This window comes from Siccirubricoccus soli (assembly GCF_024178315.1).
Taxonomy (GTDB): domain Bacteria; phylum Pseudomonadota; class Alphaproteobacteria; order Acetobacterales; family Acetobacteraceae; genus Siccirubricoccus; species Siccirubricoccus soli.
Window position 1 is genome coordinate 32,094 of sequence record NZ_JAMZIK010000016.1, and the last position, 24,899, is coordinate 56,992.

28 protein-coding genes are annotated in these 24,899 nt (G+C 70.4%); 20 read left to right on the forward strand and 8 right to left on the reverse strand.

Going from position 1 to position 24,899, the window contains the following annotated elements; all coding sequences use genetic code 11:
• The first annotated feature begins 81 nt into the window (after positions 1–81).
• Positions 82–876 (forward strand): hypothetical protein, encoded by a 795-nt coding sequence (locus NJ376_RS03010; protein WP_252951753.1) that lies wholly within the window; start codon positions 82–84, stop codon positions 874–876.
• On the opposite strand, the gene NJ376_RS29120 is transcribed toward NJ376_RS03010, so the two are convergent.
• The 6 genes from NJ376_RS29120 to NJ376_RS03040 form a co-directional block, all read right to left on the reverse strand.
• Positions 777–1,355, reverse strand: a complete 579-nt coding sequence (locus NJ376_RS29120; RefSeq protein WP_370287798.1) for a hypothetical protein — start codon at positions 1,353–1,355, stop codon at positions 777–779. The genes NJ376_RS03010 and NJ376_RS29120 overlap by 100 nt on opposite strands.
• A complete protein-coding gene (locus NJ376_RS03020) occupies positions 1,352–2,704 on the reverse strand; it encodes a recombinase family protein (protein ID WP_252951754.1) in 1,353 nt (450 codons plus the stop codon). The genes NJ376_RS29120 and NJ376_RS03020 overlap by 4 nt, the downstream gene beginning before the upstream one ends.
• The gene (locus NJ376_RS03025) at positions 2,701–3,216 is read right to left on the reverse strand and encodes a DUF2924 domain-containing protein (protein ID WP_252951755.1); all 516 of its coding nucleotides are present in this window, start codon (positions 3,214–3,216) and stop codon (positions 2,701–2,703) included. Before NJ376_RS03025 ends, NJ376_RS03020 begins: the two co-directional genes overlap by 4 nt.
• Before the next feature lie 255 nt (positions 3,217–3,471).
• Positions 3,472–4,143, reverse strand: coding sequence for a hypothetical protein (locus NJ376_RS03030; RefSeq protein ID WP_252951756.1), 672 nt, complete (start codon positions 4,141–4,143; stop codon positions 3,472–3,474).
• A 5-nt stretch (positions 4,144–4,148) separates the two neighbouring features.
• Entirely contained in the window at positions 4,149–4,430 is a 282-nt protein-coding gene (locus tag NJ376_RS03035; RefSeq protein ID WP_252951757.1) for a helix-turn-helix domain-containing protein, read from the reverse strand.
• Positions 4,427–5,164, reverse strand: a complete 738-nt coding sequence (locus NJ376_RS03040; RefSeq protein WP_252951758.1) for an ImmA/IrrE family metallo-endopeptidase — start codon at positions 5,162–5,164, stop codon at positions 4,427–4,429. Before NJ376_RS03040 ends, NJ376_RS03035 begins: the two co-directional genes overlap by 4 nt.
• A gap of 300 nt (positions 5,165–5,464) precedes the next feature.
• On the opposite strand from NJ376_RS03040, the gene NJ376_RS03045 reads away from it, so the two are divergent.
• The 17 genes from NJ376_RS03045 (at position 5,465) to NJ376_RS03125 (ending at position 21,016) form a co-directional block, all read left to right on the forward strand.
• Positions 5,465–6,043 carry a sigma factor gene (locus tag NJ376_RS03045; protein ID WP_256476110.1) on the forward strand — a complete coding sequence of 193 codons (579 nt, stop codon included), beginning with the start codon at positions 5,465–5,467 and terminating at the stop codon, positions 6,041–6,043.
• A 33-nt stretch (positions 6,044–6,076) separates the two neighbouring features.
• A complete protein-coding gene (locus tag NJ376_RS03050; protein ID WP_252951760.1) occupies positions 6,077–6,418 on the forward strand; it encodes a hypothetical protein in 342 nt (113 codons plus the stop codon).
• Positions 6,418–6,906 (forward strand): hypothetical protein, encoded by a 489-nt coding sequence (locus NJ376_RS03055; protein WP_252951761.1) that lies wholly within the window; start codon positions 6,418–6,420, stop codon positions 6,904–6,906. Before NJ376_RS03050 ends, NJ376_RS03055 begins: the two co-directional genes overlap by 1 nt.
• Positions 6,906–7,742 carry an ATP-binding protein gene (locus NJ376_RS03060; protein ID WP_252951762.1) on the forward strand — a complete coding sequence of 279 codons (837 nt, stop codon included), beginning with the start codon at positions 6,906–6,908 and terminating at the stop codon, positions 7,740–7,742. Before NJ376_RS03055 ends, NJ376_RS03060 begins: the two co-directional genes overlap by 1 nt.
• A 3-nt stretch (positions 7,743–7,745) precedes the next feature.
• Positions 7,746–8,477, forward strand: coding sequence for a hypothetical protein (locus NJ376_RS03065; RefSeq protein WP_252951763.1), 732 nt, complete (start codon positions 7,746–7,748; stop codon positions 8,475–8,477).
• A gap of 7 nt (positions 8,478–8,484) precedes the next feature.
• Positions 8,485–8,943: a DUF6511 domain-containing protein gene (locus tag NJ376_RS03070; protein WP_252951764.1), complete on the forward strand. Its 459-nt coding sequence runs from the start codon at positions 8,485–8,487 to the stop codon at positions 8,941–8,943.
• Positions 8,944–8,950: 7 nt separating this feature from the next.
• Positions 8,951–9,727 carry a hypothetical protein gene (locus NJ376_RS03075; protein WP_252951765.1) on the forward strand — a complete coding sequence of 259 codons (777 nt, stop codon included), beginning with the start codon at positions 8,951–8,953 and terminating at the stop codon, positions 9,725–9,727.
• Positions 9,724–11,046, forward strand: a complete 1,323-nt coding sequence (locus tag NJ376_RS03080; RefSeq protein WP_252951766.1) for an ATP-dependent DNA helicase — start codon at positions 9,724–9,726, stop codon at positions 11,044–11,046. The genes NJ376_RS03075 and NJ376_RS03080 overlap by 4 nt, the downstream gene beginning before the upstream one ends.
• Complete coding sequence (locus NJ376_RS03085) at positions 11,043–13,676, forward strand: VapE domain-containing protein (protein WP_252951767.1); 2,634 nt, start codon at positions 11,043–11,045, stop codon at positions 13,674–13,676. Before NJ376_RS03080 ends, NJ376_RS03085 begins: the two co-directional genes overlap by 4 nt.
• Positions 13,677–14,172: 496 nt before the next feature.
• Positions 14,173–14,697: a crossover junction endodeoxyribonuclease RuvC gene (locus NJ376_RS03090; RefSeq protein WP_252951768.1), complete on the forward strand. Its 525-nt coding sequence runs from the start codon at positions 14,173–14,175 to the stop codon at positions 14,695–14,697.
• Entirely contained in the window at positions 14,694–14,921 is a 228-nt protein-coding gene (locus NJ376_RS03095) for a hypothetical protein (protein WP_252951769.1), read from the forward strand. The genes NJ376_RS03090 and NJ376_RS03095 overlap by 4 nt, the downstream gene beginning before the upstream one ends.
• Entirely contained in the window at positions 14,911–15,513 is a 603-nt protein-coding gene (locus NJ376_RS03100; protein WP_252951770.1) for a hypothetical protein, read from the forward strand. The genes NJ376_RS03095 and NJ376_RS03100 overlap by 11 nt, the downstream gene beginning before the upstream one ends.
• Positions 15,510–16,013 (forward strand): Panacea domain-containing protein, encoded by a 504-nt coding sequence (locus NJ376_RS03105; RefSeq protein WP_252951771.1) that lies wholly within the window; start codon positions 15,510–15,512, stop codon positions 16,011–16,013. Before NJ376_RS03100 ends, NJ376_RS03105 begins: the two co-directional genes overlap by 4 nt.
• 257 nt (positions 16,014–16,270) lie before the next feature.
• Positions 16,271–16,819 (forward strand): hypothetical protein, encoded by a 549-nt coding sequence (locus tag NJ376_RS03110; RefSeq protein WP_252951772.1) that lies wholly within the window; start codon positions 16,271–16,273, stop codon positions 16,817–16,819.
• Between the two features lie 54 nt (positions 16,820–16,873).
• Entirely contained in the window at positions 16,874–17,923 is a 1,050-nt protein-coding gene (locus tag NJ376_RS03115) for a DUF4917 family protein (RefSeq protein WP_252951773.1), read from the forward strand.
• A gap of 338 nt (positions 17,924–18,261) precedes the next feature.
• Positions 18,262–19,758 (forward strand): site-specific DNA-methyltransferase, encoded by a 1,497-nt coding sequence (locus tag NJ376_RS03120; RefSeq protein ID WP_252951774.1) that lies wholly within the window; start codon positions 18,262–18,264, stop codon positions 19,756–19,758.
• A complete protein-coding gene (locus NJ376_RS03125) occupies positions 19,748–21,016 on the forward strand; it encodes a site-specific DNA-methyltransferase (protein ID WP_230450840.1) in 1,269 nt (422 codons plus the stop codon). The genes NJ376_RS03120 and NJ376_RS03125 overlap by 11 nt, the downstream gene beginning before the upstream one ends.
• 15 nt (positions 21,017–21,031) lie before the next feature.
• Here the strand turns inward: NJ376_RS03125 and NJ376_RS03130 are convergent, their stop codons facing one another.
• Positions 21,032–21,886, reverse strand: coding sequence for a DUF3489 domain-containing protein (locus NJ376_RS03130; RefSeq protein ID WP_230450841.1), 855 nt, complete (start codon positions 21,884–21,886; stop codon positions 21,032–21,034).
• A gap of 98 nt (positions 21,887–21,984) precedes the next feature.
• Positions 21,985–22,221, reverse strand: coding sequence for a hypothetical protein (locus tag NJ376_RS03135; protein WP_019015876.1), 237 nt, complete (start codon positions 22,219–22,221; stop codon positions 21,985–21,987).
• A 122-nt stretch (positions 22,222–22,343) separates the two neighbouring features.
• Between NJ376_RS03135 and NJ376_RS03140 the strand changes: the two genes are divergently transcribed.
• Together NJ376_RS03140 and NJ376_RS03145 are read left to right on the forward strand one after the other, a co-directional pair.
• Positions 22,344–22,922, forward strand: coding sequence for an elements of external origin (locus tag NJ376_RS03140; RefSeq protein WP_252951775.1), 579 nt, complete (start codon positions 22,344–22,346; stop codon positions 22,920–22,922).
• Entirely contained in the window at positions 22,922–24,892 is a 1,971-nt protein-coding gene (locus NJ376_RS03145) for a phage terminase large subunit family protein (RefSeq protein ID WP_252951776.1), read from the forward strand. The genes NJ376_RS03140 and NJ376_RS03145 overlap by 1 nt, the downstream gene beginning before the upstream one ends.
• The last annotated feature ends 7 nt before the right edge of the window (positions 24,893–24,899 follow it).

Here is a 24,899-nt window from a genome sequence, read left to right on the forward strand (position 1 = left end):
CGTGCAGGACTCCTTTGCAAGACCCGGCGCAGTGCGCGAAAATCTGCGCCACGTTCCCACCGTTACTTGAAAGATTGCTTCGTGTCGCACGCCGCTGCCCTGTTCGAGATCTGTGTCACAGCCATCCGCCGAGGGGAACTGATCCACCGGGAGGGGGCCAAGGACAAGGAGTTTCATTTCCAGAATTGGTTCAAACGTCGCCTTTGTGCCCTTGGCACCAACTTCGAGGAGGGCGGCCGGAACTCCTACCCCGATTTCAGGCTGGTCCAGTTCACCGAAGGCTACGAGCTGAAGGGGCTCGCTTACCCGGGACGCGAGGCCGATTATGACTGCAATTCCCAGGTCCCCTGCGGCCACCACAATGGGCGGGATGTCTACTACGTCTTCGGGCGCTACCCTGCCAGGCCGGACGGCAACTCCTATCCGGTCATCGACCTGGTCCTCTGTCACGGCAGCTTCCTGAACGCCGACGACACCTACGTTCACAAGAACAAGTCCTTCCGCGGGTTCGGCAGCTACGGCGACATCCTGGTGCGGGATAGGAAGATGTATGTGGCCCCTACACCGTTCGCCCTTGCCGAAGGCACTGCGCATCACCGGACCCTAATACTCCCGGCTTCCGAAGCAAGCTCGCCCGGCCTGGTGAAGGTCGGCGACCTGGTCAGGCGTGAGATAGACGAGGTCGTCGTGGCCTATGCATTCGACTTGAGAACCAACGAACTCACGACTCGGAAGCTGCCGAATCCCAACGCCGGGCGGGAGCACCGCTTTGTCGCCTACCGTCTTGAGGGTGATCCAGTTTCCTCGGTTCGGATGCGTGATCGCCGCCAGATCCTGGCTGAGCTCGAGGCCGCGGAGAGCGACGACGACGAATAGGGTGCGGGTACCCTTCCCTGCGCCGTGCGCCTCAGCCTTGCCCATCGGGCGCGGGGGCGGCGTGGGTCGCGCCGTCCTTCCGAGACGGGGGGGGTGCCGTTATCGATTGCCATGTGCTGAGCGGTCCACTCGGTCGGTAATGGCTCCATCAGCGCCGGCAGCGTCAGCCCCTCCGGCTGCCGGCCGTCCAGGATCGCCTCGATGAGATCCGGCGTCAATAGGGTCAGCCGCAGCAGCGTGCCGAGATAGCCTCGCTCGATCTTCTCCGCCGCCGCCATCTCGCTGATCGAGGCGTACCGCCCCTCGTCCAGCAGCCGCTGGTACCGGAACGCCCGGGCCAGCGCCTTCACCAGCGCCGGATCGGCGCGCGTCACTATAGCTGGTGCACCCTCCCGTGCCGGCGTCACCACCGTCTTCCGCCCCGCCCGCCGGCGGATCTTCAGCGGCACCCGGACCGTGATGCTGGTGGGCAGGGTCATGCGACCGCCCTCTCGGGTGCTCGCCCTATGGCACCGAGGTCCCGAACCAAGCTGGCCAGCCCCTCTAGCCGGAGCCGGATGTCGGCTCCTGCGGGCCCGACCACCACCCGCTCCACCAGGGCTCGGACAATTCGCGCCTGCTCCGCAGGGAACAGCTCGCCCCACAGCGGGTCGAGCCGGGCCAGAGCCTCCCGGACTTCACTCTCCTTCAGGTCCGGCGCTTCGGTCCGCGCCGCAAGCCAGGTGCCCACCACCACCTCGGGCTGGCGCAGCAGCGCCCGGACCTGGTCCACCACCGCCGCCTCGATCTCGGCCGCGGAGACGCGCCGGACGATGTCGGAGCCCTGAGTGTCGGCATTGCGCAGCACCGTCTGCGCGACGTAATACCGATACTGCCGCCCCTTCTTCACGCAGTGGGTTGGCGACAGCGCCCGCCCATCCATGCCGAAGATCAGCCCCTTCAGCAGCGCCGGCGCATGCTGCCGGTTCTGCGCTGCCCTGGTGCGCGGGCTGACCTGCAGGATCGCGTGCGCCCGGTCCCACAGGTCCCGCGGCACGATCGCCTGCTGCTCGCCGCGGTAGATGTTCCCCTTGTGCGTGACCTCGCCGATGTAGGTCCGCAGGTTCAGGATCTTGTAGACGTCGCCCTTGTCCAGCGGCCGGCCGGACTTGCTGGCGACGCCCTCGGCCTGCAGGCGGCGCACCGTCTCGACGCCGGAGCCGGTCTCGACGAACAGCTCGAACACCCGCCGGACCCGCGCCGCCTCGGCCTCGTTCACCACCAGCTTGCGGTTGGCGACGTCGTAGCCGAGCGGCACCTTACCGCCCATCCACATGCCGCGCGCTTTCGACGCGGCCACCTTGTCCCGGATCCGCTCCCCGATAACCTCCCTTTCAAATTGGGCGAAGCTCAGCAGGATGTTCAGCGTCAGCCGACCCATGCTGGTCGTGGTGTTGAAGGACTGCGTCACCGAGACGAAGGTCACCCGGTGCGCCTCGAAGGTTTCCACCAGCTTGGCGAAGTCCATCAGCGAGCGGCTAAGCCGGTCAATTTTGTAAACGACGATGACGTCGATCAGCCCCTGCTCGATGTCGGCCAGCAGCCGCTTCAGCGCCGGCCGCTCCAGCGTGCCGCCCGAGAACCCGCCATCGTCATAGCGGTCGCGGACCAGCACCCAGCCCTCGGCCCGCTGGCTGGCGACGTAGGCCTCGCAGGCCTCGCGCTGCGCGTCGAGCGTGTTGAACTCCTTGTCCAACCCCTCGTCCGTGGATTTCCGCGTGTAGACGGCGCAGCGAAGCTTCTTCACCGTCGCCGGCATCACGGGCTCGACCAGCTTTTTCCGGCTCATGCGCCGGGCCTCCCCTTCAGCCCGAAGAATGTCCAGCCGTTCCACCGCGTGCCGGTGATGTGGCGCGCGATGGCGGAGAGCGATCGATACGGCCGCCCCTCGTACTCGAAGTCGTCGGCGCGCACCGTGACCACGTGCTGCACGCCGTCGTATTCGCGCACCAGCCGCGTGCCAGGCAGTGGTCGGCTGTCGGCGCGGACCCGACGCAGTACCACATTGCCGCCGTCGAGCTGCTCGCCGAGCGCCTCCAGCCGGGCCCGGGTCTCAGGCTTCAGACCGCCATAGGCCAGCTCCTGGATGCGGTAGGCGAGCCGGCTGACCAGGTAGGGGCGGTTGAAGGGCGGCGGCTCCTTGCCGAACAGCGCCCGCCACTGATCCTTCAGCTCGGCCGCCGTCGCGGTTTGCAGCGCGGCGAGGCGCGGCAGCACCTGCGCGGGCGGGATCTTCGGGACGGTGGGCGCCGGCGGCGCTGGGTCCTGCCGCTGTGCCTTGTTGATCGACCGTCGGGTCATGCGACTCCCTCTCTCTTGGGGTTCGCATGACGGCGCTGGCGGGCGGTGGAGTGTAGGCGAACCTCTCCCGGCTCCCGGGCCTCCTCGGCGTCGCGGGCGAGATCCTCGGCAGCGCGGCTGCGCAGCCGCAGCAGCCCCGCGGCCAGGAGGGCGCAGACCTCGCGGAGGTGGGGCGGCAGGTGGAGGTTCGTGGGCGGCTTCGATCGGATGCTCACACACGGACCTACCCGCCGACCCGTTAATCCGTCCCACCGCTCAGGCCGGCAGGCGGGCAAGCGCCTCCTGGTGCCGACGCCAGAGCAGGGCGATCTTCTTCTTCACGGTGCTGCGGTCGGGATGCTGGTCGCGCGTGGCGAACCAGTCCTCCATGCGCCGGACCATCGCGGCCTGGCTCGCCGGCATGCCGTCGATCTGCATCGACACGGCGACCTCGCACCAGAACTCGTCCCAGTCGTACTTCGGCAGGGCACCGCGGGACCCGACGCGCACGGCAACAGTGCGGTCGGGTGGCCCCGCCTCCTGCGCCGCCTCGAAGCGCTCGAGTTCCGCGTGGCGAACGACGAGCCTGTCGCGCGGTACGGTGAAAGCTCCCGCTTCGGCATCGCGCGACCAGAGACTCCGATAGCGGCCGTGCTCCGCTCTGAACGACGTGACGTCATGACTACCGGCGGTCATCGCTTGCCAGACGTCGTGCGGCCACAGGTCGAGGGTGCCCGTGAACCAGTGCTGCCGCTCGGGGATGTCGATGAAGTGCCCGTCGTCCACCTCTTCGACGGAGCCCTCCTCCAGCGGCAGCCTGACCACCACGACCGATAGCGTCAGCTCGCCCGCGATGGCGAAGTTCGCGATGTCGAGCTCAGTCACCGACCAGCGCTGGCACAGCTCCGCCAGCCCATAGCAAGGCTTCCTCAGGATCCTCGGCGCCACCGCAGTCACCCCTTGTTGACGGCCCGCATCCGCCGGTACGCGAGCACCACCTTGGCCATGTCCTTGCGCATGTCGGGCGGCAGGCGCTGCGCCTCGACGAACAGGTCGTCCATGCGCACGCCGAGGATGGCGGCGGCGCGCTCGATCAGCTCGTCGCGCGGCGGCTTCTCGTGGTCGCGCTCGATGCGCGACCAGTAGGCCGGCGAGATGCCGAGCCGCTCGGCGAAGTCGTTGAGCCCGATGCCGAGCGCGGTGCGGCGCTCGCGCACGACCGACCCGAAGCTCACGGCAGCAGCCCTCCCTGCACCAGGCGGTAGCGCGCAACGCGCACCCGCACGAACTGCTCCGAGATCCCAAAATCGCCGGCGACCGCGGCGACCACGCCCGCCACGGCGTCGGGCGGGTTGTCCGCCGCGAGCACGCGGCTGCCCTGGCGGCCGTGGTGCGGCGCATGGACGGTGCGCAACCCCTCGGCGCGGGCGTGCACCAGGAGCCGAAGGTGCAGCGGCACCGGCGGGGCGAGCAGCGCCCCCATGAACTCGTTGGCCCGCCGCTCGGAGGCGGCCGTGACACGCTCGAGGAGCGCGTCCGGGGCCGCGGTGACGGAGCGGTAGCGGCGCGCCGGCGTCCCGAGCGCGGCGGGCACGTCGAACAGCACGTGGCCGAGTTCGTGCGCCGCGGTGCTGGCGGCGAGGTCGGGACGTCCGGCCACCATGCGGGCGTTCACCGATACTAGCGCGGTGTCCGGCAGCTCGGGATCGGTCTCGCACACGCCGAGCACGGGCACTCCCGCCTCGTCATGCACCGGGTGCGCCAGATCCCAGGCCACGGCGACCGCGCGCCCATTGGCACGGACCTCGCTCGCCGCGGCGACCAGGGCCTCGGCGCCCAGCGCGAAGCCTTCACACCCGGCCATGGCCTGGCGGCGCACCTGGGCGGCGACGGCCCAGAGCGCCTCGGCCGAGAGCGGTCGGGGCGCGCCCGAGGCAGCGTGGTGCGGGTACTGCACGACGATCGTCATGCCCAAAGGCGTGGCAGATCGTTGCGCGATTCGTCAACGACGATGTTCGCGAGATGTTCGATTCTCCCCGATATCCACCATTCCCACAGCCCGGCTTTCGGAGAACCGCCACGGGGGTTTGGAGGAGCGATACTCATTCGCCGGTGTCAGGGTGTACGGCCTAAGTCACTGATGAGGCAGAGGGGAATAGATCGACGCGGGGTCCAATTCCCCATTCCGCCCCTTTGCGCCTCCACCCCCGGCTCCGCGGTGTGATTGCTTCGGGACGCTACAGCCCAGCCACCCGGAGCCCTCCCGCCGATGCCGCAGCCCCTCTCGCTCGCCGATCTCTCGCGCCTCCACCCCATCGCAGCCCGGGAGGCGCGTCGTGTCTGCCGGATCGCGCGGATGCCCACGCAGGAGCGGGAGGACGTGCAGCAGGAGATGCTGCTCGACCTGCTCGGCCGGATCGCCGCCTTCGACCCGTCCCGAGGCTCGCTCGAGGCCTTTGCCACGGTCTGCTTCCGGCACCGCGGCATCCGGCTCGCCGAGCGCTTCCGTCGCGAGCGCGCCGCGCGCGACGACCGCGGCCTCGACGACCCGCTGCTCGGCACCGGCAAGGAGCACCTCACCCTGGCGGAGGTGATCCCGGAATCGGAGGGCTATGCCGCCTGGTGCGGTCAGCAGACCGATGCCGTGGCCGCGGTCGAGCGACGGCTCGATCTGGACCGGGCCAGCGCCGCGCTCGACGGGCGCGACCATCCGATCTGCGCGGCCCTGGTCGAGCACACCCCGCACGAGCTCGGCCGACGCGGCCCGCTCCCCCGCTCGGTGCTCTACCGCCGCATCGCGGAGATGCGCCTCCGGCTCCTCGCCGCCGGCATCGCCGCGGCGGCCTGAGACGGATCGGCGAGAGCCTGGGTAGGGCCGAGTATGGACACGCGCATCCCCGACACCCCGACCGCGCAGCGCCCGCTCAGCGAAGCGGCGCTCTGCGCCTGGCTCGGCGCCGCCGGCCCCGGCGACGCCCTCGTCTACCACCGCGGCGCCCTGGCGCGGCAGCTCTGCCCGCAGCTCGGCTGCCTGCCCATCGAGCAGCGCGCCGCCCTTGCGCGGCTCGCAAACCGCGCCTGGAAGCTGGCGGAGGCGGGCCTCGCCGACCTCGTGCAGCGTCGCCGCGGCTTCGAGGACTACGAGTACATCCTCGTCGCCCGCCGCCGTCCGCGCCGCATCGCGCCCGCGGTCCTGCCGCTCCTGCTGGCGGAGGCCGCCTGATGGACGCGCGCAGCAATCGGCCGACGCTCGACAGCGTCCGTCACCTGCCGGTGGGCGAGGTCATCGCGCTGCCGGCCGAGCACCTCGCTCTGCTGCAGGCCGACGCGCGCGAGGCGGTCGAGGCCGCGAAGCGCCTGCAGGACTGGATCGAGGCTGCGGTGGCGCTGCGCTACGAGCAGCGCGCCATCGGCGCCCGCGCCGCGGCCGGCAAGGACACCGGCACGGTGCGGTTCCAGGACGGCGCGGTGGAGGTCGCGGTCGAGCTCCCGAAGCGCGTGGAGTGGGACGGCCGCTGCCTCGCCGCGCTCGCCGAGCAGATCCGCGCCGGCGGCGAGGACCCCAGCGAGTACCTCGAGGTCAGCTTCAAAGTGCCGGAGCGCGCCTACGTCGCCTGGCCCGAGCGCATCCGCAAGGCCTTCGAGCCGGCGCGCACGGTCCGCACCGGACGGCAGACCTTCCGGCTCACCCTCAAGGCGGGAGGCACCTGATGCCGCTGCGCATCGTCACCGCTGACGAGCGTCTCTCCGCCGCCGCGAATAAGACCACGATGGCGCTGTTCGGCCCGAGCGGCGTCGGCAAGACCACGCTGGTCAAGACGCTGCCGCACGAGACCACGCTCTGCGTGGATCTCGAGGCCGGTATGAAGTCCGTCCAGGACTGGCGCGGCGACAGCATCCCGATCCGCTGCTTCGAGGACGCGATCGACCTCGCCTGCCTGATCGGCGGCGTGAACCCGGCCGCCGACCCGAGCGGCTACTTCTCCGCCGCGCACCACCAGCATCTGGTCGCCGCGCATCCCGACCTGGTCCGGCTGCTCGCCGGCAAGAGCATCGTCTTCCTCGACAGCATCACCGACCTGACCCGGCAGGCCATGGCCTGGGCGAAGACCCGGCCGGAGGCCTTCTCCGACCGCACCGGCAAGCCTGACACGCGCGGCGCCTACGGGTTGATGGCGCGCGAGGTGATCGGGCTGCTCAAGCACCTGCAGCACGCGCCGGGCAAGAGCCTGATCATGGTTGGCATCCTGGAGCGCGTGACCGACGACCTCGGCCGCGTCTCCTGGCAGCCGCAGATGGAAGGCGGCAAGGCCGGCCGCGAACTCCCCGGCATCGTCGACCAGATGGTCTCGATGGCGCTGTTCTCGCGCGATGCACAGGGCGCGCCCGTGCACGACCCGGAGCGCGGCACGGAGCGCCGCCTCGTCTGCCGCACGGCGAACAGCTTCGGCCTTCCGGCCAAGGACCGTTCGGGCCGGCTGGATGAGACAGAGTCGCCCGACCTCGCCGCCCTCCTCCGCAAGATCAACCTCGCCCCCAGGAGCTGACGCATGACTTTCGACATGAACAACGCCGAGCTGCCGCGCGGCACCGACCTCATCCCGGACGGCAGCTTCGTGAAGCTGCGCATGGAGATCCGCAAGGGCGGCATCGACGGTGCCAGCCCCTTCGACCGGGAGCTGCTCAAGGCGGCGAAAACGCCCGGCAGCGACGTGCGCATGCTCGACTGCGAGTTCACCGTGGTGGCGGGCCCGCATAGCAAGCGGAAGCTCTGGCAGAGCTTCACCGTCGCCGGCGGCAAGGTCGACGAGCAGGGCGTCTCCATCGGCTGGAAGATCTCGAAGGGGATGTTCCGCGCGATGATCGACAGCGCGCTCGGCCTCGATCCGCACGACATGGGCGAGGCCGCGAAGGCCAAGCGGATCCTGCGCGGCCTCGCCGACCTCAACGGCATCACCTTCGCCGCGAAACTCCGCATCGAGCCGGCCAACGATCCCCGCTACGGCGACAACAACCGGATTGACCGGGTGGTGCTGCCGGGCGAGGCGGAATACCCGCGCATCATGGCGGGCGAGGCGCTGGCGCCGCAGCCGAGCCAGCGCGCGGCGCGACAGCCGGCGACCGGCAACACGCCATCGGCCTGGGGTGGCACTGGTGCGCCAGCATCCCCCGCGCCTGCGGCCCGGGTCTGGGAGCGCCCCGCCCCGACGCCGCCCGCTCAGCCCCCGGCACCGCCCGCCCAGGCCCCGCTGGCCGGCGGCCCGACCTGGCTAAACGGCTGATGGCGGGATGGCACGACGCCGCTGGAGCCAGCCCCGGCAGCGCCCAGCGCCCGCCGCAGCATCGGCGCCGCTGCTGCCCCGCTGCACGCCCGAGGACCAGGTCCGGCACCTGGTCTGTGGGCTGTGCGGCCGCGAGGCGAAGGGCTTCGGTTATGTGCACGGACTGCGCTTCGGCGAGTTCCAGCATTACCGGTTCTGCAGCATGGCCTGCTGCAAAGCGGGCAGTGCCCTCGCGCGGAGGTCGAACGGCTTGATCGACAAGACGCCGATGGAGGCGCGCGCGATCAAGGACGCGCGCCGGCCCCTCGCCGAGGTGCTGCAGGAGCTCGGGCTGCTCGGCCCCTTCCACAACCGCAGCGCGGCTGAGATCGACCGCATCATCGAGGCCTGTGTCGACGGCTTCCAGGCCTCGATGCAGCGCCAGGCCGCCGAGCGTGATCCGCTCGACGACCCTATCCCCTTCTGAGGTGACGGTGCTGCTCGACCTGAACCACGGCTCCGGCGCCGTCTACGGGCGTCCCGTACACGGCCGCGAAGGCGCCGTCGCCGTCACGGCGCGTGTGAACGCCGCGATCAACGCGGCGCTGCTGGCGCGGCATCGCCGGCAGGTGCCGCGCGACTATCTCGGTGGCAGCCGCGTCGGCGAACCCTGCGCCCGCAAGCTCGTCTACGAGATCACCCACGCGCCGAAGGACCGTGACTTCGATGCTGACATCCTCCGGGTCTTCGACGCCGGCCACCAGTTCGAGGCGCTGTCCATCCGCTGGCTCCGGCTTGCCGGTTTCGACCTGCGCGACCGTGGCCCGGATGGCGGTCAGATTGGCTTCGTCGCGGCGGGCGGGAGGCTGCGGGGCCACGCTGATGGCGTGATCGCCGCTGGTCCCGATGTCGGCATCAGCTGGCCCGCGCTGTGGGAGCACAAAGCGCTCGGGCAGAAATCCTGGACGGATCTGGTCAAGCGCGGACTGCGCCTGTCGAAGCCGATCTACTTCGCGCAGGTGCAGCTCTACATGGCCTACCTCGAGCTCGAGGTAGCGCTGCTGACGGCGCTGAACCGTGACACGCTGGCGCTGCACCACGAGGCGGTGCCCTTCGACGCGGCGGAGGCGCAGCGGCTCTCTGACCATGCCGTCGACATCCTGCGCGCTGCCGATGCGGGCGATTTGCCGCCGCGCATTGCGCAAGCCGCCGACTTTTATCTCTGTCGCCTCTGTCCCTACGCCACGCGCTGCTGGGAGACGCTCGCATGAGCGACATCACGCCCTCCGACACCCAGCACCGGGCGATCGCCGCGATCAAGCACTGGTTCCAGAACGAGGCCGACCGCAAGCAGGTGTACCGCCTCTTCGGCTATGCCGGCACCGGCAAGTCCACCGTGCTGCGCTTCGCGCTGGAGGAGCTCGGCCTCGAGCACCACCGGGGCGGCGGCGATGGCGAGCCCTGCGCGCCCGGCGTGGTCACCGCCACCTTCACCGGCAAGGCCGCGCTGGTGCTGCGCCGCAAAGGCACGCCGGCGCGCACCATCCACAGCCTGATCTACTCCGTCATCGAGGCCACGGAGGAGGAGGTCGAGGCTGCCGAGAAGAAGATCGAGGAGGCGGTCGCGCGGGCGCGGGGCCTCACCGGCTTCGAGCGCACCGCGGCGGAAGCGACGATCGAGGCGATGCGCCAGGGCGTCGCCGACATGAAGCGCCCGCGCTTCGCGCTGAACCCCAAGAGCGACGCCGCGCACGCGAAGCTGATCGTGCTCGACGAGGTCTCCATGGTCGGCGAGGAGATGGCGCGCGATCTTCTGAGCTTCGGAAAGCCGATCCTCGTGCTTGGCGACCCCGGCCAGTTGCCGCCGATCCAGGGCGAAGGCGCGTTCACCAAGGACGCGCCCGACATCATGCTGACGGAGATCCACCGCCAAGCGGCGGAGAGCGCCATCATCCGCCTCGCCACCATGGCACGCCAGGGCGAGCCGATCGGCTTTGGGCGGTACGACGACCACGTCTGGAAGATGCGCAAGCTCGATGTCACGCCGGCGCAGGCGCTGCGCGGCGGCCAGGTGATCTGCGGCATGAACGCGACCCGGCTGCAGCTGAACAACGCCATGCGCCGGGCCGCCGGCTTCGAGGGGGGCTGCCTGCCCACCGGGCCGGGCGAGAAGATCATCTGCCTGAAGAACCAGAACGATCTCGGCCTGATCAACGGCATGTTCCTCAGCCTCTCGGACATCGTCGATGAGGGCAGCCACTACTTCTCGGCAGTGGTCACCGACGAGGATGGCAACCGCATCGGCGCCCCCCAGGCGGACGGCAGCCGCGGGCGGCTCCGCATCTACAAGGGCCACTTCGAGGACCACGTCTCCTTCGACAAGCAGCGCCACGATCGCGACTGGAAGCTGAAGAAGGGGCTGACCGAGGCGAGTTTCGGCTGGGCCATCACCGGGCACAAGAGCCAGGGCTCGCAGTGGGAGAACGTGGTGGTCTGGGACGACGGCCTCGGCCGGACGGAGCTCGACCGGCGCCGCTGGCTCTACACGGTCATCACCCGCGCCGAGCAGGGGCTGGTGATCCTGGCATGAACGCCGAGCCGCATCCCCGCCCGCCCGCCGGCGCTGGCCTGCCGGCGACCGCCACACCCTTCTCCCCGGAAGTGGTGATCGACCTCAACGAGGTCGCCTTGGCGCCGGTGCGCCACGACCTCGCCGAGGTGCGCCGCCGCCTCGCGGACACCGCCCGCGACTGGCTGCCAGCCCTGTTCCCGCAGGCGGTCCGCTCGCGTGACCGGAAGACCCTGCGCTGCGCCGACCTCTCCGGCCGGCCACCGCGTGGCGAGGGATCCTGCGTCCTCCACATGGAGGGGCGCTTCGCTGGCTGGGGCTTCGACCACGCCACCGGCGAGAGCGCCGGGCCGATCGACATGATCTACCATGCAACGGGCCTGACGGAGGCGCGGCTGTTCGAGGAGGCCGCCCGCTGGGCCGGCATGGATCGGCCGGCGCCGCCGGCACGCGCGCCCGAGCCGAGGCCGGACCATGGCCGCGAGATCGCACGCATCCTGGAGGGCTGCGAGCCGTTGGCGGGCACGCCCGCGGAGGCCTATTTGCGGAGCCGCGGGCTGGAACCGCCGGACAGCCCCGACTTGCTGTTCCACCCGGACCTCACCGACTTCGAGACGCGGCGCGGCTGGGTGGGGATGATGGCGGTGGTGCGCGACGGCGCCGGCGCCCCCACCGGCGGCATCCACCGCACCTTCCTGCTGGACGACGGCTCGGGGAAGGCACCGCCCGGCAAGAAGATGCTCGGCCCGGTCGCTGGCGGCAGCGTTCGGCTGGCCCGATTCCCCGGGGACGGGCACATCGGCGTCGCCGAGGGGATCGAGACGGCGCTTTCGGCGCAGGCGATCTTCGGGGTGCCCACCATGGCGGCGCTGTCGGCCGATGGCCTGCGTCGCTGGCAATGGCCGGCCGGCACCACCCACGTCACCATCTTCGCTGACGCCGGCGAGGCCGGCATGCAGGCGGCGGCCGGACTGGCGGACCGGCTGAACGCGGCCGACATCCCCTCCAGCATCGTCGCGCCGCGGCATGGCGACGACTTCAATGACGACCTGCGGCAGGGGGCCACCGCTGCTGACTATCTCCCGTCCGAGCCGGGGGGCCAGGCTGTGGCGGGTCCAGCCTCCACAACGGTGCAGGAGCTGGTCGCCGCCGCCGCGGCGCTGACCAACCCGCCCGACCTGGCGCCGCTGTCGGATCTGCTCGGGCGCCTCGTCACCGCCCGGCTGGAGCCGCTCCCGGAGCGGCAGGTGCTGGCCGCCGTCAAGACGGCCACCGGCATCGCCGTCTCCATCCTGGAGAAGCAGCTGGTCGAGCTGCGGCGCCGGCTGAACGCCACCGGCGACCTCCGGCAGCCGCCGATCCGGCCGCCTTGGGCGGGGCTGCTGCGGCTCGACGCGGGCGGCACGCCCGAGCGCAACGAGGCCAACGTGCTGACCGCGCTGACAAACGACGCGGCCTTCGCCGGCGCGTTGGTCTTCGACGAATTCGCACAGGAAATCGTGGTCACCCGCGCGCTGCCCTGGGACGCCGTCGGCACGGCCATTCCCCGCCCCTGGGGCGAGGCGGATGACGTGCGCTGCGCCGAATGGCTGCAGCGGCGCGAGGTCAATGTCCCGCCCGCCGTGGTGGGGCGCAGCGTCGTCGCCGCGGCGCGGAACACCCGCATCCACCCGGTGCGCGACTACCTGACCGCCCTGGCCTGGGACGGAACGCCACGGCTCGATGCCTGGGCCGTGACCTATCTCGGCGCCGCCGACACCCGGCTGAACCGGGCCATGGCGTCGCTGTGGATGATCTCGGCCGTAGCCCGGATCATGCAGCCCGGCTGCAAGGCCGACCACATGCTGATCCTGGAGGGGCCGCAGGGAATCCGGAAATCCACCGCCCTGAAGGTCCTCGCCTCCGAGCCCTGGTTCACCGACGAGCTCGCCGAGATCGGCTCGAAGGACGCGGCGCAGCAGATGCGGGGCGTGTGGATCATTGAGATGGCGGAACTCGACGCCATCGGCCGGGCCGAGGTGTCGCGCATCAAGGCCTTCCTCACCCGCACGACGGACCGCTACCGCCCACCCTATGAGCGCTACGTGGTCACCGTGCCGCGGCAGTGCGTATTCGCTGGCAGCGTGAATCCCGACACCTACCTGCGCGACGAGACCGGCAACCGGCGCTTCTGGCCGCTGCGCTGCGGCGAGATCGACCTCGAGGCCCTGCGCGGGAACCGCGACCAGCTCTGGGCCGAGGCGGTGGCGCGTTTCCGGGCCGGGGCGGCGTGGTGGATCGAGGATCGGGAGCTGGTCGCGGCCGCCACTGCCGAGCAGGAGGCGCGCTACGAAGCTGATGCCTGGGACGCGCGGATCGAGCGCTGGCTCGCCTGCGAGAAGCGCAGCGTGAACATGGGCTCCGGTAGCTACGAGGACTGGCAGGACCAGTACGTCCCGCGGCGGACACCGCTCACCGATGTCTCCATCGGTGAGGTGCTGGAGCAGGCGCTCGGCATCGAGCCGGCGAAGTGGAATCGCGCCGACCAGATGCGCGTCTCGTCCTTCCTGAAGAGCCGGAAATGGGAGCGGTACAAGACCAGCGGCTCGGCCAGGGACGGCGCCGCGCGGGAATGGCGCTACCGGGCGCCGCAGCCGGGGAACCGGTCATGACGCGTCCCGCCGTGATCCTGTCCCAACGCCCCGGCTCTGTCCCAACTTGCACCGTGAGGTTGGGACAGAAGAATAGGCAGCAAATTCAGTCGTTTCCGAGCTTTTGTCCCAACGTCCCAACCGTCCCAACGGGTCTGAAACCCCAATGCGAAAGGGGTGGGATGGGGAGGACATACATTTTCCCTATAGGGGTATGGGAAGCGGTTGGACGTTGGGACGTTGGGACACGCTCGCGCAAACCACTGATTTTGCTGCGCAATCTTGCTCCTACCCATTCGGCAGGTTGGGTCGGGTTGGGACAGGGGATGGGTCGGCCCATCGGGCAACCAGGGTGGTGCGGCGGCAGGCACGGCCCGCCCGGCACCGGACCGCCGGTCAGAGCAGCCGGCACCCCATAGCCGGGTAGCGACGGCGAGCTCCGCCAAGAACCGCGCCGTCACCGCCCTCACCACGACGATCCCCTCTCGGAGACCCCATGGCTCCCCTGACTCTCCCCATGCCCGCCGCCGGCGCAAGCGCCCCGCCCGCGGCGCCACTCCCGCTCGCTATCGGACGCGCCGCCGTCCTCGCCCTTGACCTCGGCACCACGACTGGATGGGCGCTGCGCGGCCAGGACGGCGGCATCACCTCCGGCACGGTCACCTTCCGGCCCAGCCGGTTCGAGGGCGGCGGCATGCGATACCTGCGCTTCCGCGGCTGGCTCGGCGAACTAGCCGGGCTCACCGGCGGCCTCGCGCGGATCGCCTTCGAGGAGGTGCGCTCCCACGCAGGCACCGATGCCGCGCACCTCTACGGCGGCTTCCTCGCGCACCTCTCCGCCTGGTGCGAGGAACGCGGCGTGGCCTACGAGGGCGTGCCAGTCGGCACCATCAAGCGCTTTGCGACCGGCCGCGGCAACGCTGACAAGGCGGCCATGATCGCGGCCGTGCGGGCGCGCGGCTTCGCGCCGGCGGACGATAACGAGGCCGACGCCATCGCCCTGCTGCTCTGGGCCACGAACGGCCAGGGAAGCCGGACATGAGGCTGCCCGGTGCCCCGCAGCCGCCCCGGTCGTGTCTGGACCTGGCACGCAGCCCGACCACCGCGGTGGAGCTCGATGCCATGCGCGCCGCCGCCTGGCACCGGCACGGCGTCGCCGCCTTGGCCGTGGCGGATATCGTCGATCCCTGGCTCCGCCAGGCCGTCATCAACGAAGCCAGCCGGCGCTGGGGACGCCGTCACGGAGGGGGCCAGCATGGCCGGTAAGCGCAAGCCGAAGCGCGCCACTGCGCAGCACGAGGACCTGTCGAAGCCTTCTAAGTGGCGGCTGCAGCACGGTAGCTTCGAGGGGCCAGTCCGCATGGACGACCCGGAGACGGGGACACCCGTCGCGCACCGGCGCGCGGTGGACACGTTGGGCGCCATGCTGGCGAACGGCACCATCACCCAGGCCATGCACGACGCCGGCGCGGTCTTCCGAGCACAGTTCCGGGCAGCGGCGCTGGACACAGTGCGGGCATCACCGCTGATCCGCATCCCTGGCGGGACAGGTGATCCCCTCACGGAGCGAAACGTTGATGCCCGCCGGAAGGTGGCTGCGGCACTGGACGCTCTAGGGAGCCAGGACAGCGCCGCCGGCTCCTGCGCCTGGCACGTGCTGGGCTGCGAGGCGTCGGTCCGGGAGTGGGCGGCGCGGCAGGGCTGGGGAGGAAAGCTGGTCGGGCACTCCCAGGCGCAGGGCATCCTTGTGGCGACGCTCGGCGTCTTGGCGTGGCACTATGGGCTTGACAAAGGGAGGCCGGGACCGGCCAACCGCCCCGGCGCCGAGCTTGGGACCGAGAGAGGGAGGCATCCGTGACGTACGACGCGCGCGCGGTAGCGAATGCCCTTCTCGACCTAGCGGGCGAGCGGGGCATCCCGCTTACCCACATGGCTGTCCACAAGATCATCTACTATGCGCACGGCTGGTACTCCGCTCGGCACGGAAAGCCGCTGGTGCGCCAGGAGTTCGAGGCGTGGAAGGACGGACCCGTGCTCCGACTCGTATGGGAGTCCCTGCGAGAGGCCGGGTCCAAGCCAGTGACAGAGCGCGCGACTCGATTCGACCCGGTCAGGCAGGTTCGGGAGGTCGTCAAGCCCAATCTGGACGCCAATGACCACCGCTTCCTCGGCGACATCCTGTCCGCCTATGGACACATACACGCCTTCGAACTGTCGGAGATGACGCACGCCCCCGGTGGCCCATGGGACGCTGTTTGGAACGCGCCGAATCGCAAGGTCACGCTCGGCATGCGGATCCCCCACGACGCAATCCGGAAACACTTCCAAAAGGTGGCCGCCTCCCACCAGAAGGCTTGAACCGAATCGGACGTCAAGTGCATCTCCGTTCCGCCTCGTTGGCGTTTCGGGATGAACTTGCGCGACGGCGGCGGCTCTGTGCTATGGCATGATGCATGCAGCGATTCCCCGTCCCCCCAGCACACGACTTGGTCCGGCTCCCCCGCACCTCGACGGCGGACATGGCTCGAGGCTACCGCCGTTGGCTCCTCGGCGGCCCCGCGGCGTTCTCCAACGACCCGGCTAGGGCGGCCGCCCGGTTCGCGCTCAGCCGCGAGATGCCACTCGACGTGCTGGTCCGGCAGTGCCGGGCCGGCAGTCGGCCGCTCGGCAGGGACGCCAACGCCGAGGTCGTCGAAGCCCTGTGGCACTTCGCCGAAGGTCGTTCGATCGCGACCCACGACGCACCCACATGGCATTTCGACTTTCTCGCCGGCTTTGCGGTGAGGATCGCGGCCGACCTCCTGGCGGTGGAGAACGGCCGCGCCAGCCTCGTGTGGCTCCAGACGCGGCGCGGCGGTGCTCCCTCCGCTGCGCAGCTTGGCATGCTGCAGCGCCTCTTCCTGCTGAAGGCCAAGGACAGCGACTACGAAGACGTCGGGCTGACCATCCTCGACCTCAGGGAAACGGCGGATGGTCGCCGCATTGTCCGTGCCTATGAGATCGGCGATCTCAACATTCCGGACGAGGCGGAAGCAGAAGCGATGCTGCAAATTTTCGCTGACGCGCACGCACAGCTGGTTGCGGAGGGCTTCGCCAAGACACGGGCTGAGCATCGCGCGCGCAGGCACAGGGAGCCGCCGGGCCAAGGCACCATGTTCCCATAGCTGCGGATACTGGGCGTATGATGCGTCTCCACACCGATTCGTGGGGACATGGCCTTGGCCAAGGTTGAAGTAGCTAGCTTCGAGACCGCAATCCGGAAGATCGATCGCGCCAAACATCGCCATCTGCTGCTTGGCAATGGCTTCAGCATCGCACTGAAACCTGACATCTTCTCCTACGGCTCCCTCTACGAGAACGCCGACTTCAGCGCCGCGCCTCATGTGCCGGCTCTGTTTGAAGCACTGAGAACTCAGGACTTCGAGATTGTTATCCGCCACCTGCAGGACGCTGCGACCGTCGTAGAGGTGTACCGACCGAAGCTGACCAAGCTGGCAGCGAGCCTGAGGCGTGATGCAGCCGCCATCAAGGATGCGCTGGTCGCCGCGGTGGCCCGCCGCCATCCAGACCGTCCCTACGACATAAAGCCTGCGCAGTATGCCGCGTGCCGCAGCTTCCTGGCGCGCTTCGAGCACATATTCACGCTGAACTACGACGTGCTCCTGTACTGGACCTTGATGCAGGACAAGGTCGACGATCTCAAGCTGCGCCCGGACGACGGCTTCCGCCACCCCGAAGACGACCCCGACCAGCCCTACGTCTCGTGGCAGCAAGCGAACTCACCAACCGTCCACTATCTGCATGGCGCACTGCACCTGTTCGACAGGGGAACCGAGATCACCAAGTACACGTGGTCGAAGACGGACATCCCAATCGTCGATCAGATCCGGAAGGCTCTCGACGAAGACCGGTACCCGCTTTTTGTTGCGGAGGGCACCAGCGCCAGCAAGCGGGCCCGCATCCTGCACAACGCTTACCTCCACAAAGCGCTCCGCAGCTTCGAGTCGTGCTGCAAACCGGCCGGCAACGCGTTGGTGATCTTCGGGCATTCTCTCGCGGAGAACGACAACCATGTCCTCCGCTGCATTGCCAGCGGAGGCATGGAGCACGTCCTCGTCGGCCTTTACGGTGATCCCAGATCTCGGGCCAACCAGGAGGCGGTTGCGAACGCGAACGCCCTGGTAAAACTCCGCAACGAGAGGCGCGGTGGCCGCTTCCCATTGTCGGTCACCTTCTACGACGCAGGGTCCGTGCGCCTCTGGGGTTAGGGACGCGACCGGTTAGGATCGTGGCCCAGGGGATCGCGAATGGGAGCGAACAGGCACCAAGATCTCCTGTTACAATTCGCCCCGTGGCGGCGTGGAGTCCGTTCGGCATATCCTCCTCGGACCTTGCGAAGTAGCGCCCGCGCCGCGGCTCCTGAGCCGCAGTCGCGTGCCAGCCACAGTGGCTCGCGAGCCGCAGGGTCCTTCCTGGACCCGGCGTATGCGGGGGGCGGAAGCGCGCAAGGTTCCTAGCGCCAGGCCAGTTTTCCAGGTTGCCAGGTTGCCAGCGTCGCGCGGTTGCCAGCCGCCGCGGCCACCATTCCACGATCACGCAGGTGCAGATGCCCCAGGCCCCATGGTCTGCGAGCGCCGTCGAGGCGCGCGCGGTCGCCTCCCTGCTGCCCTATGCCGGCAACGCGCGCACGCATTCCGCCGAGCAGGTGGCGCAGATCGCGGCCAGCATCCTCGAGTTCGGCTTCGTCGCGCCGGTGCTGGTGGACGAGCGTGGCGAGATCATCGCCGGCCACGGCCGCCTGCTGGCTGCGAAGTCCCTCGGCCTCGGCAGCGTGCCGACCATCGTCCGCGCCGGCCTGACCGAGGCGCAGAAAGCGGCGTACCGCCTCGCCGACAACCGCATCGCGCTGAACGCCGGCTGGGACGAGGCACTGCTCGCGGCCGAGGTCGCGAAGCTGCAGGAGATGGGCGGCGTCGACCTGGCGCTGACTGGCTTCGACGGCGCCGAGATCGAGCGGCTGCTGGCAGGGCTGGAAACCGAGCCTGGCAACCTGCCAGCGCCGGCGGTTGCCAGCAGCGCGGATCCGGCTCCTGGCAACCAGCCGGCCGCGGATGGCGCCGAGACGGCAGAGGACCCCGCGGATGCGGAGCCGGAGCCGCCACGCCAGGCCGTCGCACGCGTCGGCGACATCTGGCTGCTGGGCGAGCACCGCCTTGCCTGCGGCGACAGCACCAATCGAAGCACAGTCGCGCGCGTCATGGCTGCGGATCGCGCCGCGCTGCTGTTCACCAGCCCGCCCTATGGGAACCAGCGGGACTATACGACCGGCGGCGTGTTCGATTGGGACGCGCTGATGCAGGGCGTGTTCGGGCATCTCGAAGGCGCGCTCCGGCGCGACGCTCAGGTGCTGGTGAATCTTGGGCTGATCCATCGCGAGGGTGAATGGCAGCCGTATTGGCAGGGCTGGCTGGACTGGATGCGTGGCCAGGGCTGGCGGCGCTTCGGGCTCTACGCCTGGGACCAGGGCCCCGGCCTGCCCGGCGACTGGAACGGGCGGCTCGCGCCGGCCTTCGAGCTGGTCTTCCACTTCAACCGCGAGGCGCGGCAGGCGAACAAGATCGTGCCGTGCAAGTGGGCCGGCACGCCGAACAAGGGCAGCGGGCTGCGCGCCGCTGACGGCGAGGTGAAGGCCTACACCCATATCGGCCTGCCGGTGCAGGAGATGCGCATCCCGGACAGCGTGCTGCGCATCACGCGACACAAGGCGCGGGGGATCGAGACCGAGCACCCGGCGGTGTTCCCCGTCGCGCTTCCGGAGTTCCTGATGCGCGCCTACACGGACGAGGGCGACGTCGTGTTCGAGCCCTTCGGCGGCTCGGGCACGACCATCCTCGCCGGCCAGCGCACGGGTCGGCGCGTCCGCGCCATTGAGCTCGCGCCGGCCTATGTCGACCTGGCGATCGCCCGCTGGCGGATGCTGCACCCAGACCTGCCGGTGACGCTGGCCGAGGACGGACGAGACCACGACACGGTCGCCGCGGCGCGCACGAGCCCTCAGGCAACGCCCGAGCAGGGCGGTAAGGCGCCGGCCGATGCTGCCTGATCTCCGCGTCGAGATGATGCCTGTGGCGGCGCTCGCGCCCTACGCCGCGAACGCCCGGCTCCATCCCACCGAGCAGGTGGCGCAGCTCGCCGCCTCGATCGGGGAGTTCGGCTTCAACGTGCCGGTGCTGGTGGATGACGCCGGCGTGCTGATCGCCGGCCATGGCCGCGTGCTCGCCGCCAAGGCGCTCGGCCTCGATGAGGTGCCGGCGATCCGGCTCGGGCACCTGACCGAGGCGCAGGCGCGGGCGTTCCGGCTGGCGGACAACCAGCTGGCGCTCAACTCCACCTGGGACGAGGGACTGCTCGCCGCCGAGCTGCGCGCGCTGCGCACCGACGAGTTCGACCTCGGGCTGATCGGCTTCGACGGGGCGACGCTCGACCGGCTGCTGGACGAGGCGGCGTCAGACGCCCCGGCCGCACCTGGCGGGGATCCCGACGCTCCGGCGCCAGAGCCGCCCGAGGCTCCCATCACGCAGCCTGGCGATCTGTGGCTGCTCGGCCCGCACCGGCTGCTCTGTGGCGACGCCACCTCCGCTGCGGACGTCGCGCGGCTGCTCGACGGCGCGCGGCCACACCTGATGATCACGGACCCGCCCTACGGTGTGAACTACGATCCCGAGTGGCGGAATGAGGCGGGCGTCTCGGCCACGATGCGCACCGGCAAGGTGGCGAACGACGACCGCGCCGACTGGCGCGACGCCTGGGCGCTGTTCCCAGGCGACGTCGCCTATGTCTGGCACGCGGGCGTGCACGCGCGCACGGTGATCGAGAGCCTCGAGGCGGCGGGCTTCGCGGTGCGGAGCCAGATCGTCTGGGCGAAGTCGCGCTTCGTGCTCGGGCGAGGCGACTACCACTGGCAGCACGAGCCCTGCCTCTATGCAGTGCGCAAGGGTGCGACCGGCCACTGGCAAGGCGCGCGCGACCAGGCAACGCTCTGGCCGATCAGCGCGGGAGGCGACGAGGACGCGGCGACGGTGCACGGCACACAGAAGCCAGTGGAGTGCATGCGGCGGCCTATGCTGAACAACAGCGCTCCGGGCGAAGTCGTCTACGAGCCGTTCTGCGGCAGCGGCAGCACCATCATCGCCGCGGAGACCATTAGTCGCATCTGCTACGCGATGGAGCTCGACCGCCGCTATGTCGATGTCGCGGTGCGCCGGTGGCAGGCCTTCACGGGCCGTGCGGCCGTGCTGGCGGGGGAGGAGCGGGTCTTCGACGACATCGCCGCCGCCCGCGGCATGCAGGCGGCGGCGTGATCGGTGCGGCGCGCCTCAGGCCGGCAGGTGGTAGACCGTGTAGGACCCCTTCGCGCCCTCCTTGTTCGGGCCGACCTGGCGCACCCGCTCCAGCACCTGCACCTCGATCCCCTGGCGCTTCTTGAGGCCCGCGAAGAACCCGCGAACCGTGTGCTGCTGCCAGCCGGTCGCCTCGCAGATGTGCGCGATGGTCGCGCCCTCCTCGCGGCGGAGCATCGCCAGGACCGTCTCCTGCTTCGTCCCCTCGCGCGGCTTGCGCGGCGCGCCGGGCTCGCGCGCGGCGCGGGGCGGCTTGCCGGCCAGGGCGGCGCGGAGGGTCTCGATGGCGCGGCTGATCGGGTTGTCGGTCGCGTCCTGCGCCGGGCTGGCGTCCCAGGCGGCCAGGACCGCCGCGGCGGCGTAGCGCAGGCTTGCGCGCGGGGCGGGCGTGGTCGCGCCCTGGGCGGGTTCGGCGTCCTCCGCGGGGCCATCCCGCTCCGTCGCGTCCTCCCCGCCCGTGGGCGCCGTGTCGGCCACCGGTGCAGCGGCCTCCGCGGCGGCGCGGCGCTCGGCGTTGCGGCGCGCGATGGCCTCGGCGCTCTGCTCGTCCTCCTCGCGCGCGTCGTCCGTGTTCGGGTCGATGCCGATGGCCCGCAGCCCGTCGTCGGTGATGCGCGCCACGATCCAGGTGCCGTCCTCGTCCTGCCGCCAGCCCAGCCCGACATGCTCCCGCGGGGCGTTGATCTCGGTCAGCAGGTTGTTCTTGATCAGGCTGCGGAATACCGCGTTGCGGGCGGCGGCCGGCAGGGTCTTCGGCGCGCGGGCGAGGCCCATCTCGTGCTGCGCGGCGGCGCTGAGGATCACGCGCTGGGTGTCGGAAAGCTTCGTCATCGTGGTGGTCTCCGGTGTCGGGTGCCGACCATCGGCCCCTACTGCCCGGAGCCCCGCCGGCGCGCGCCGGTCGGGGCCGCGGCGGGGTGTGCCGCGCACTACTCGGCGAATTCGCCGCGCTTGAAGTAGCAATCGGTCACGCTCGCCAGTCGGCTGTTCCAGTGTTCGAGCGTCGCGGCCTTGCCCCAGAGGACGTCCTCGGGGTCCGCGCCGAAGTGGTCTGCGCTCATCTGCTGAAGCTCGGCGACCATCGCGTCGAAGCGGGCCTTCTGCTGCAGGAAGGCTTCGAGGCTCTTCTGCTGATTGCGGGCGGCGCGGGCTTCGCGGTCGGTCATCTTCGTCTCCGTCTGGCGCGCGGTGCTCCGCGCGTGACAGACCATTCGCGCTGCGGCGGGGGCTGAGCCAAGCGCCATCGGCACGACGGCGATTGCTTTCTTCGAGGGGTCTCGATCACATCATGATCGCCACCGCGCAGCCTGGCCGCGTGGCCTCGCAGCGCGAGGTGGCGCGCCGCCTCGGTATCTCCCACACGGCGCTGCAGAAGGCGCAGCGCGCAGGCCGCATCGCGCCGGAGGCGGATGGCGCCTGGGACGTGGAGAAGGTCCGGGCGCGGCTCGCTGACAGCAGCGATCCCGTCCGGAAGACCGCGAGTCTGGTGCAGCCAGCAGTGGCAGCACCCCGGCCCGCATCGCCGCCGCCTGTCGCCGCGATGCCACCTGCGGCCGATCCGCTGCCGCGCGCCGCCCAGAACACCTTCCACGATGCGCGCACGGCGAACGAGGTCCTGAAGGCGCAGGAGCGTCGGCTGCGGCTCGACGAACGAAAGGGCAAGCTGGTCGACAAGGCCCGCGCGCTCCTGCTCGTGCACCGGCTCGCCAAGGAGGAGCGGGACGCCATCCTCGCCTGGCCCGCCCGCGTCGCCGCAGAGATGGCAGCCGAGCTCGGGCTCGATGCGCACCGGCTGCAGACCATGATGGACACGCGGCTGCGCCAGCACCTCGCTGAGCGGCACGACGTCCGGGTGAGCGTCGGCTGATGGTCGGGGAGCATCTGCTGGACGAACTCGGCCGCTTCGAGGGCGACGCCGAAATACTGCAGGCGTGGCGTGACGGCATGGCGCCGGAGCCGGCGCTGCTTGTGTCGGAATGGGCCGACCGGCATCGCCTGCTCGGCAGCCGCGGCTCTGCCGAACCGGGGCCCTGGCGCACCGCGCGCACGCCCTACCTCCGCGAGATCATGGACGCGCTGTCGCCGGCGCATCCCGCTCGGCGTGTCGTTTTCATGAAGGGCGCCCAGGTCGGCGGCACCGAGTGCGGCAACAACTGGATCGGCTACGTCATCCACCACTCACCGGGGCCGATGCTCGCGGTGCAGCCGACCACGGAACTCGCCAAGCGCTTCTCCGACCAGCGCATCGACCCGCTGGTCGAGGAGACACCGGCGATCCGGGAGCGAGTCGCGCCGGCCCGCTCGCGAGACAGCGGCAATCGCCAGCTCTCGAAGGAGTTCCCCGGCGGCCAACTGGTGATGACCGGCGCCAACAGCGCAGTCGGCCTGCGGTCGATGTCGGCGCGCTTCCTGTTTCTGGACGAGATCGACGCCTATCCCGGCGACGTCGAGGGCGAGGGCGACCCGATCGCGCTGGCCGAGGCGCGCGCGCGGACCTTCGGCTGGCGGCGCAAGATGCTGCTGGTCAGCACGCCGACCATCGCCGGGCTGTCGCGGATCGAGCGTGAGTACCTGGCGACAGACCAACGGCGCTACTTCGTGCCCTGTCCGCATTGCGGCCACGGCCAGCATCTCCGATTCGAGCGGCTGGTCTGGGAGGAGGGTCACCCGGAGACGGCGCGCTACCTCTGCGAGGACTGCGACGCGCCGATCGGCGAGCAGCACAAGGCGGCGATGCTGGCCGCGGGGGAATGGCGGGCAACCGCCACGGCCACGGACCCGCACGCCGTCGGCTTCCACATCTCGGCGCTCTACTCGCCGCCGGGCTGGATGCCCTGGTCGGAGATCGCCCGGCTCTGGCTTGCCGCGCAGGGCGACGACCGCGCGATCAAGACCTTTCGCAACACCGTACTCGGGGAGACCTGGCAGGAGGCGGGCGAGGCGCCGGATTGGCAGCGGCTCTACGACCGCAGGGAGACGTGGCCCGCGGGCAACGTGCCGATGGGCGGGCTGCTGCTGACAGCCGGCGTGGACGTGCAGCGCGACCGCCTCGAGGCGAGCCTCTGGGCCTGGGGCCAGGACCGCCAGTCCTGGCTGGTGGAGCACCGCGTGCTGGCGGGGAACCCGTTCGAGGCAGCGGTGTGGGAAGAGCTGCGGCTGCTGCTGGGCGAGACCTGGCGGCACGCGAGCGGGCATCGCCTGCCGGTCGCCATGGCGGCGATCGACAGCGGCGACGGCATGACCACCGCGGAGGTGTACGCCTTCGTGCGGCGCGCTGGCGCGGGTCGCGCCATTGCGGTGAAGGGCCAGGACGGGCTGCGCGCCGCGATCGGCCAGCCCGCCGCGACGGAGGTGCGGCGGAACGGCCGCAAGCTCGGCGGCCTGAAGGTCTGGCCCGTGGGATCCTCCTTCCTGAAGGCCGAGACCTATGGCTGGCTGAAGCTCGACCGGCCGACGGAGGAGAGCGGGGATCCATTCCCTCCGGGCTATGTGCACCTGCCGGTGCATGCGGCGGGTGAGGAGTTCTGCCGCCAGCTCACCGCCGAGCAGCTGGTCGCCCGCGCCGGCCGCAACGGCTTCCGCCGGCTGGAGTGGGTGAAGACCCGCGAGAGGAACGAGGCGCTGGACTGCCGGGTCTATGCCCGCGCGGCCGCGGCGGCGCTTGGCATGGATGGCTGGGGCGACGGGCGCTGGGCGCGCATGGCCGATGCGCTGTCGTTGCCGGCAGCCGAACTTCCCACGGGCGGGAATGTCGCTCCCCCGTCGCCTTCGCCGGCCGCACCCGACACCCATCGCCCACGCGGCTGGCTCGCGCCGCGCAGCGGCTGGTTGCGCTGATCCTGGA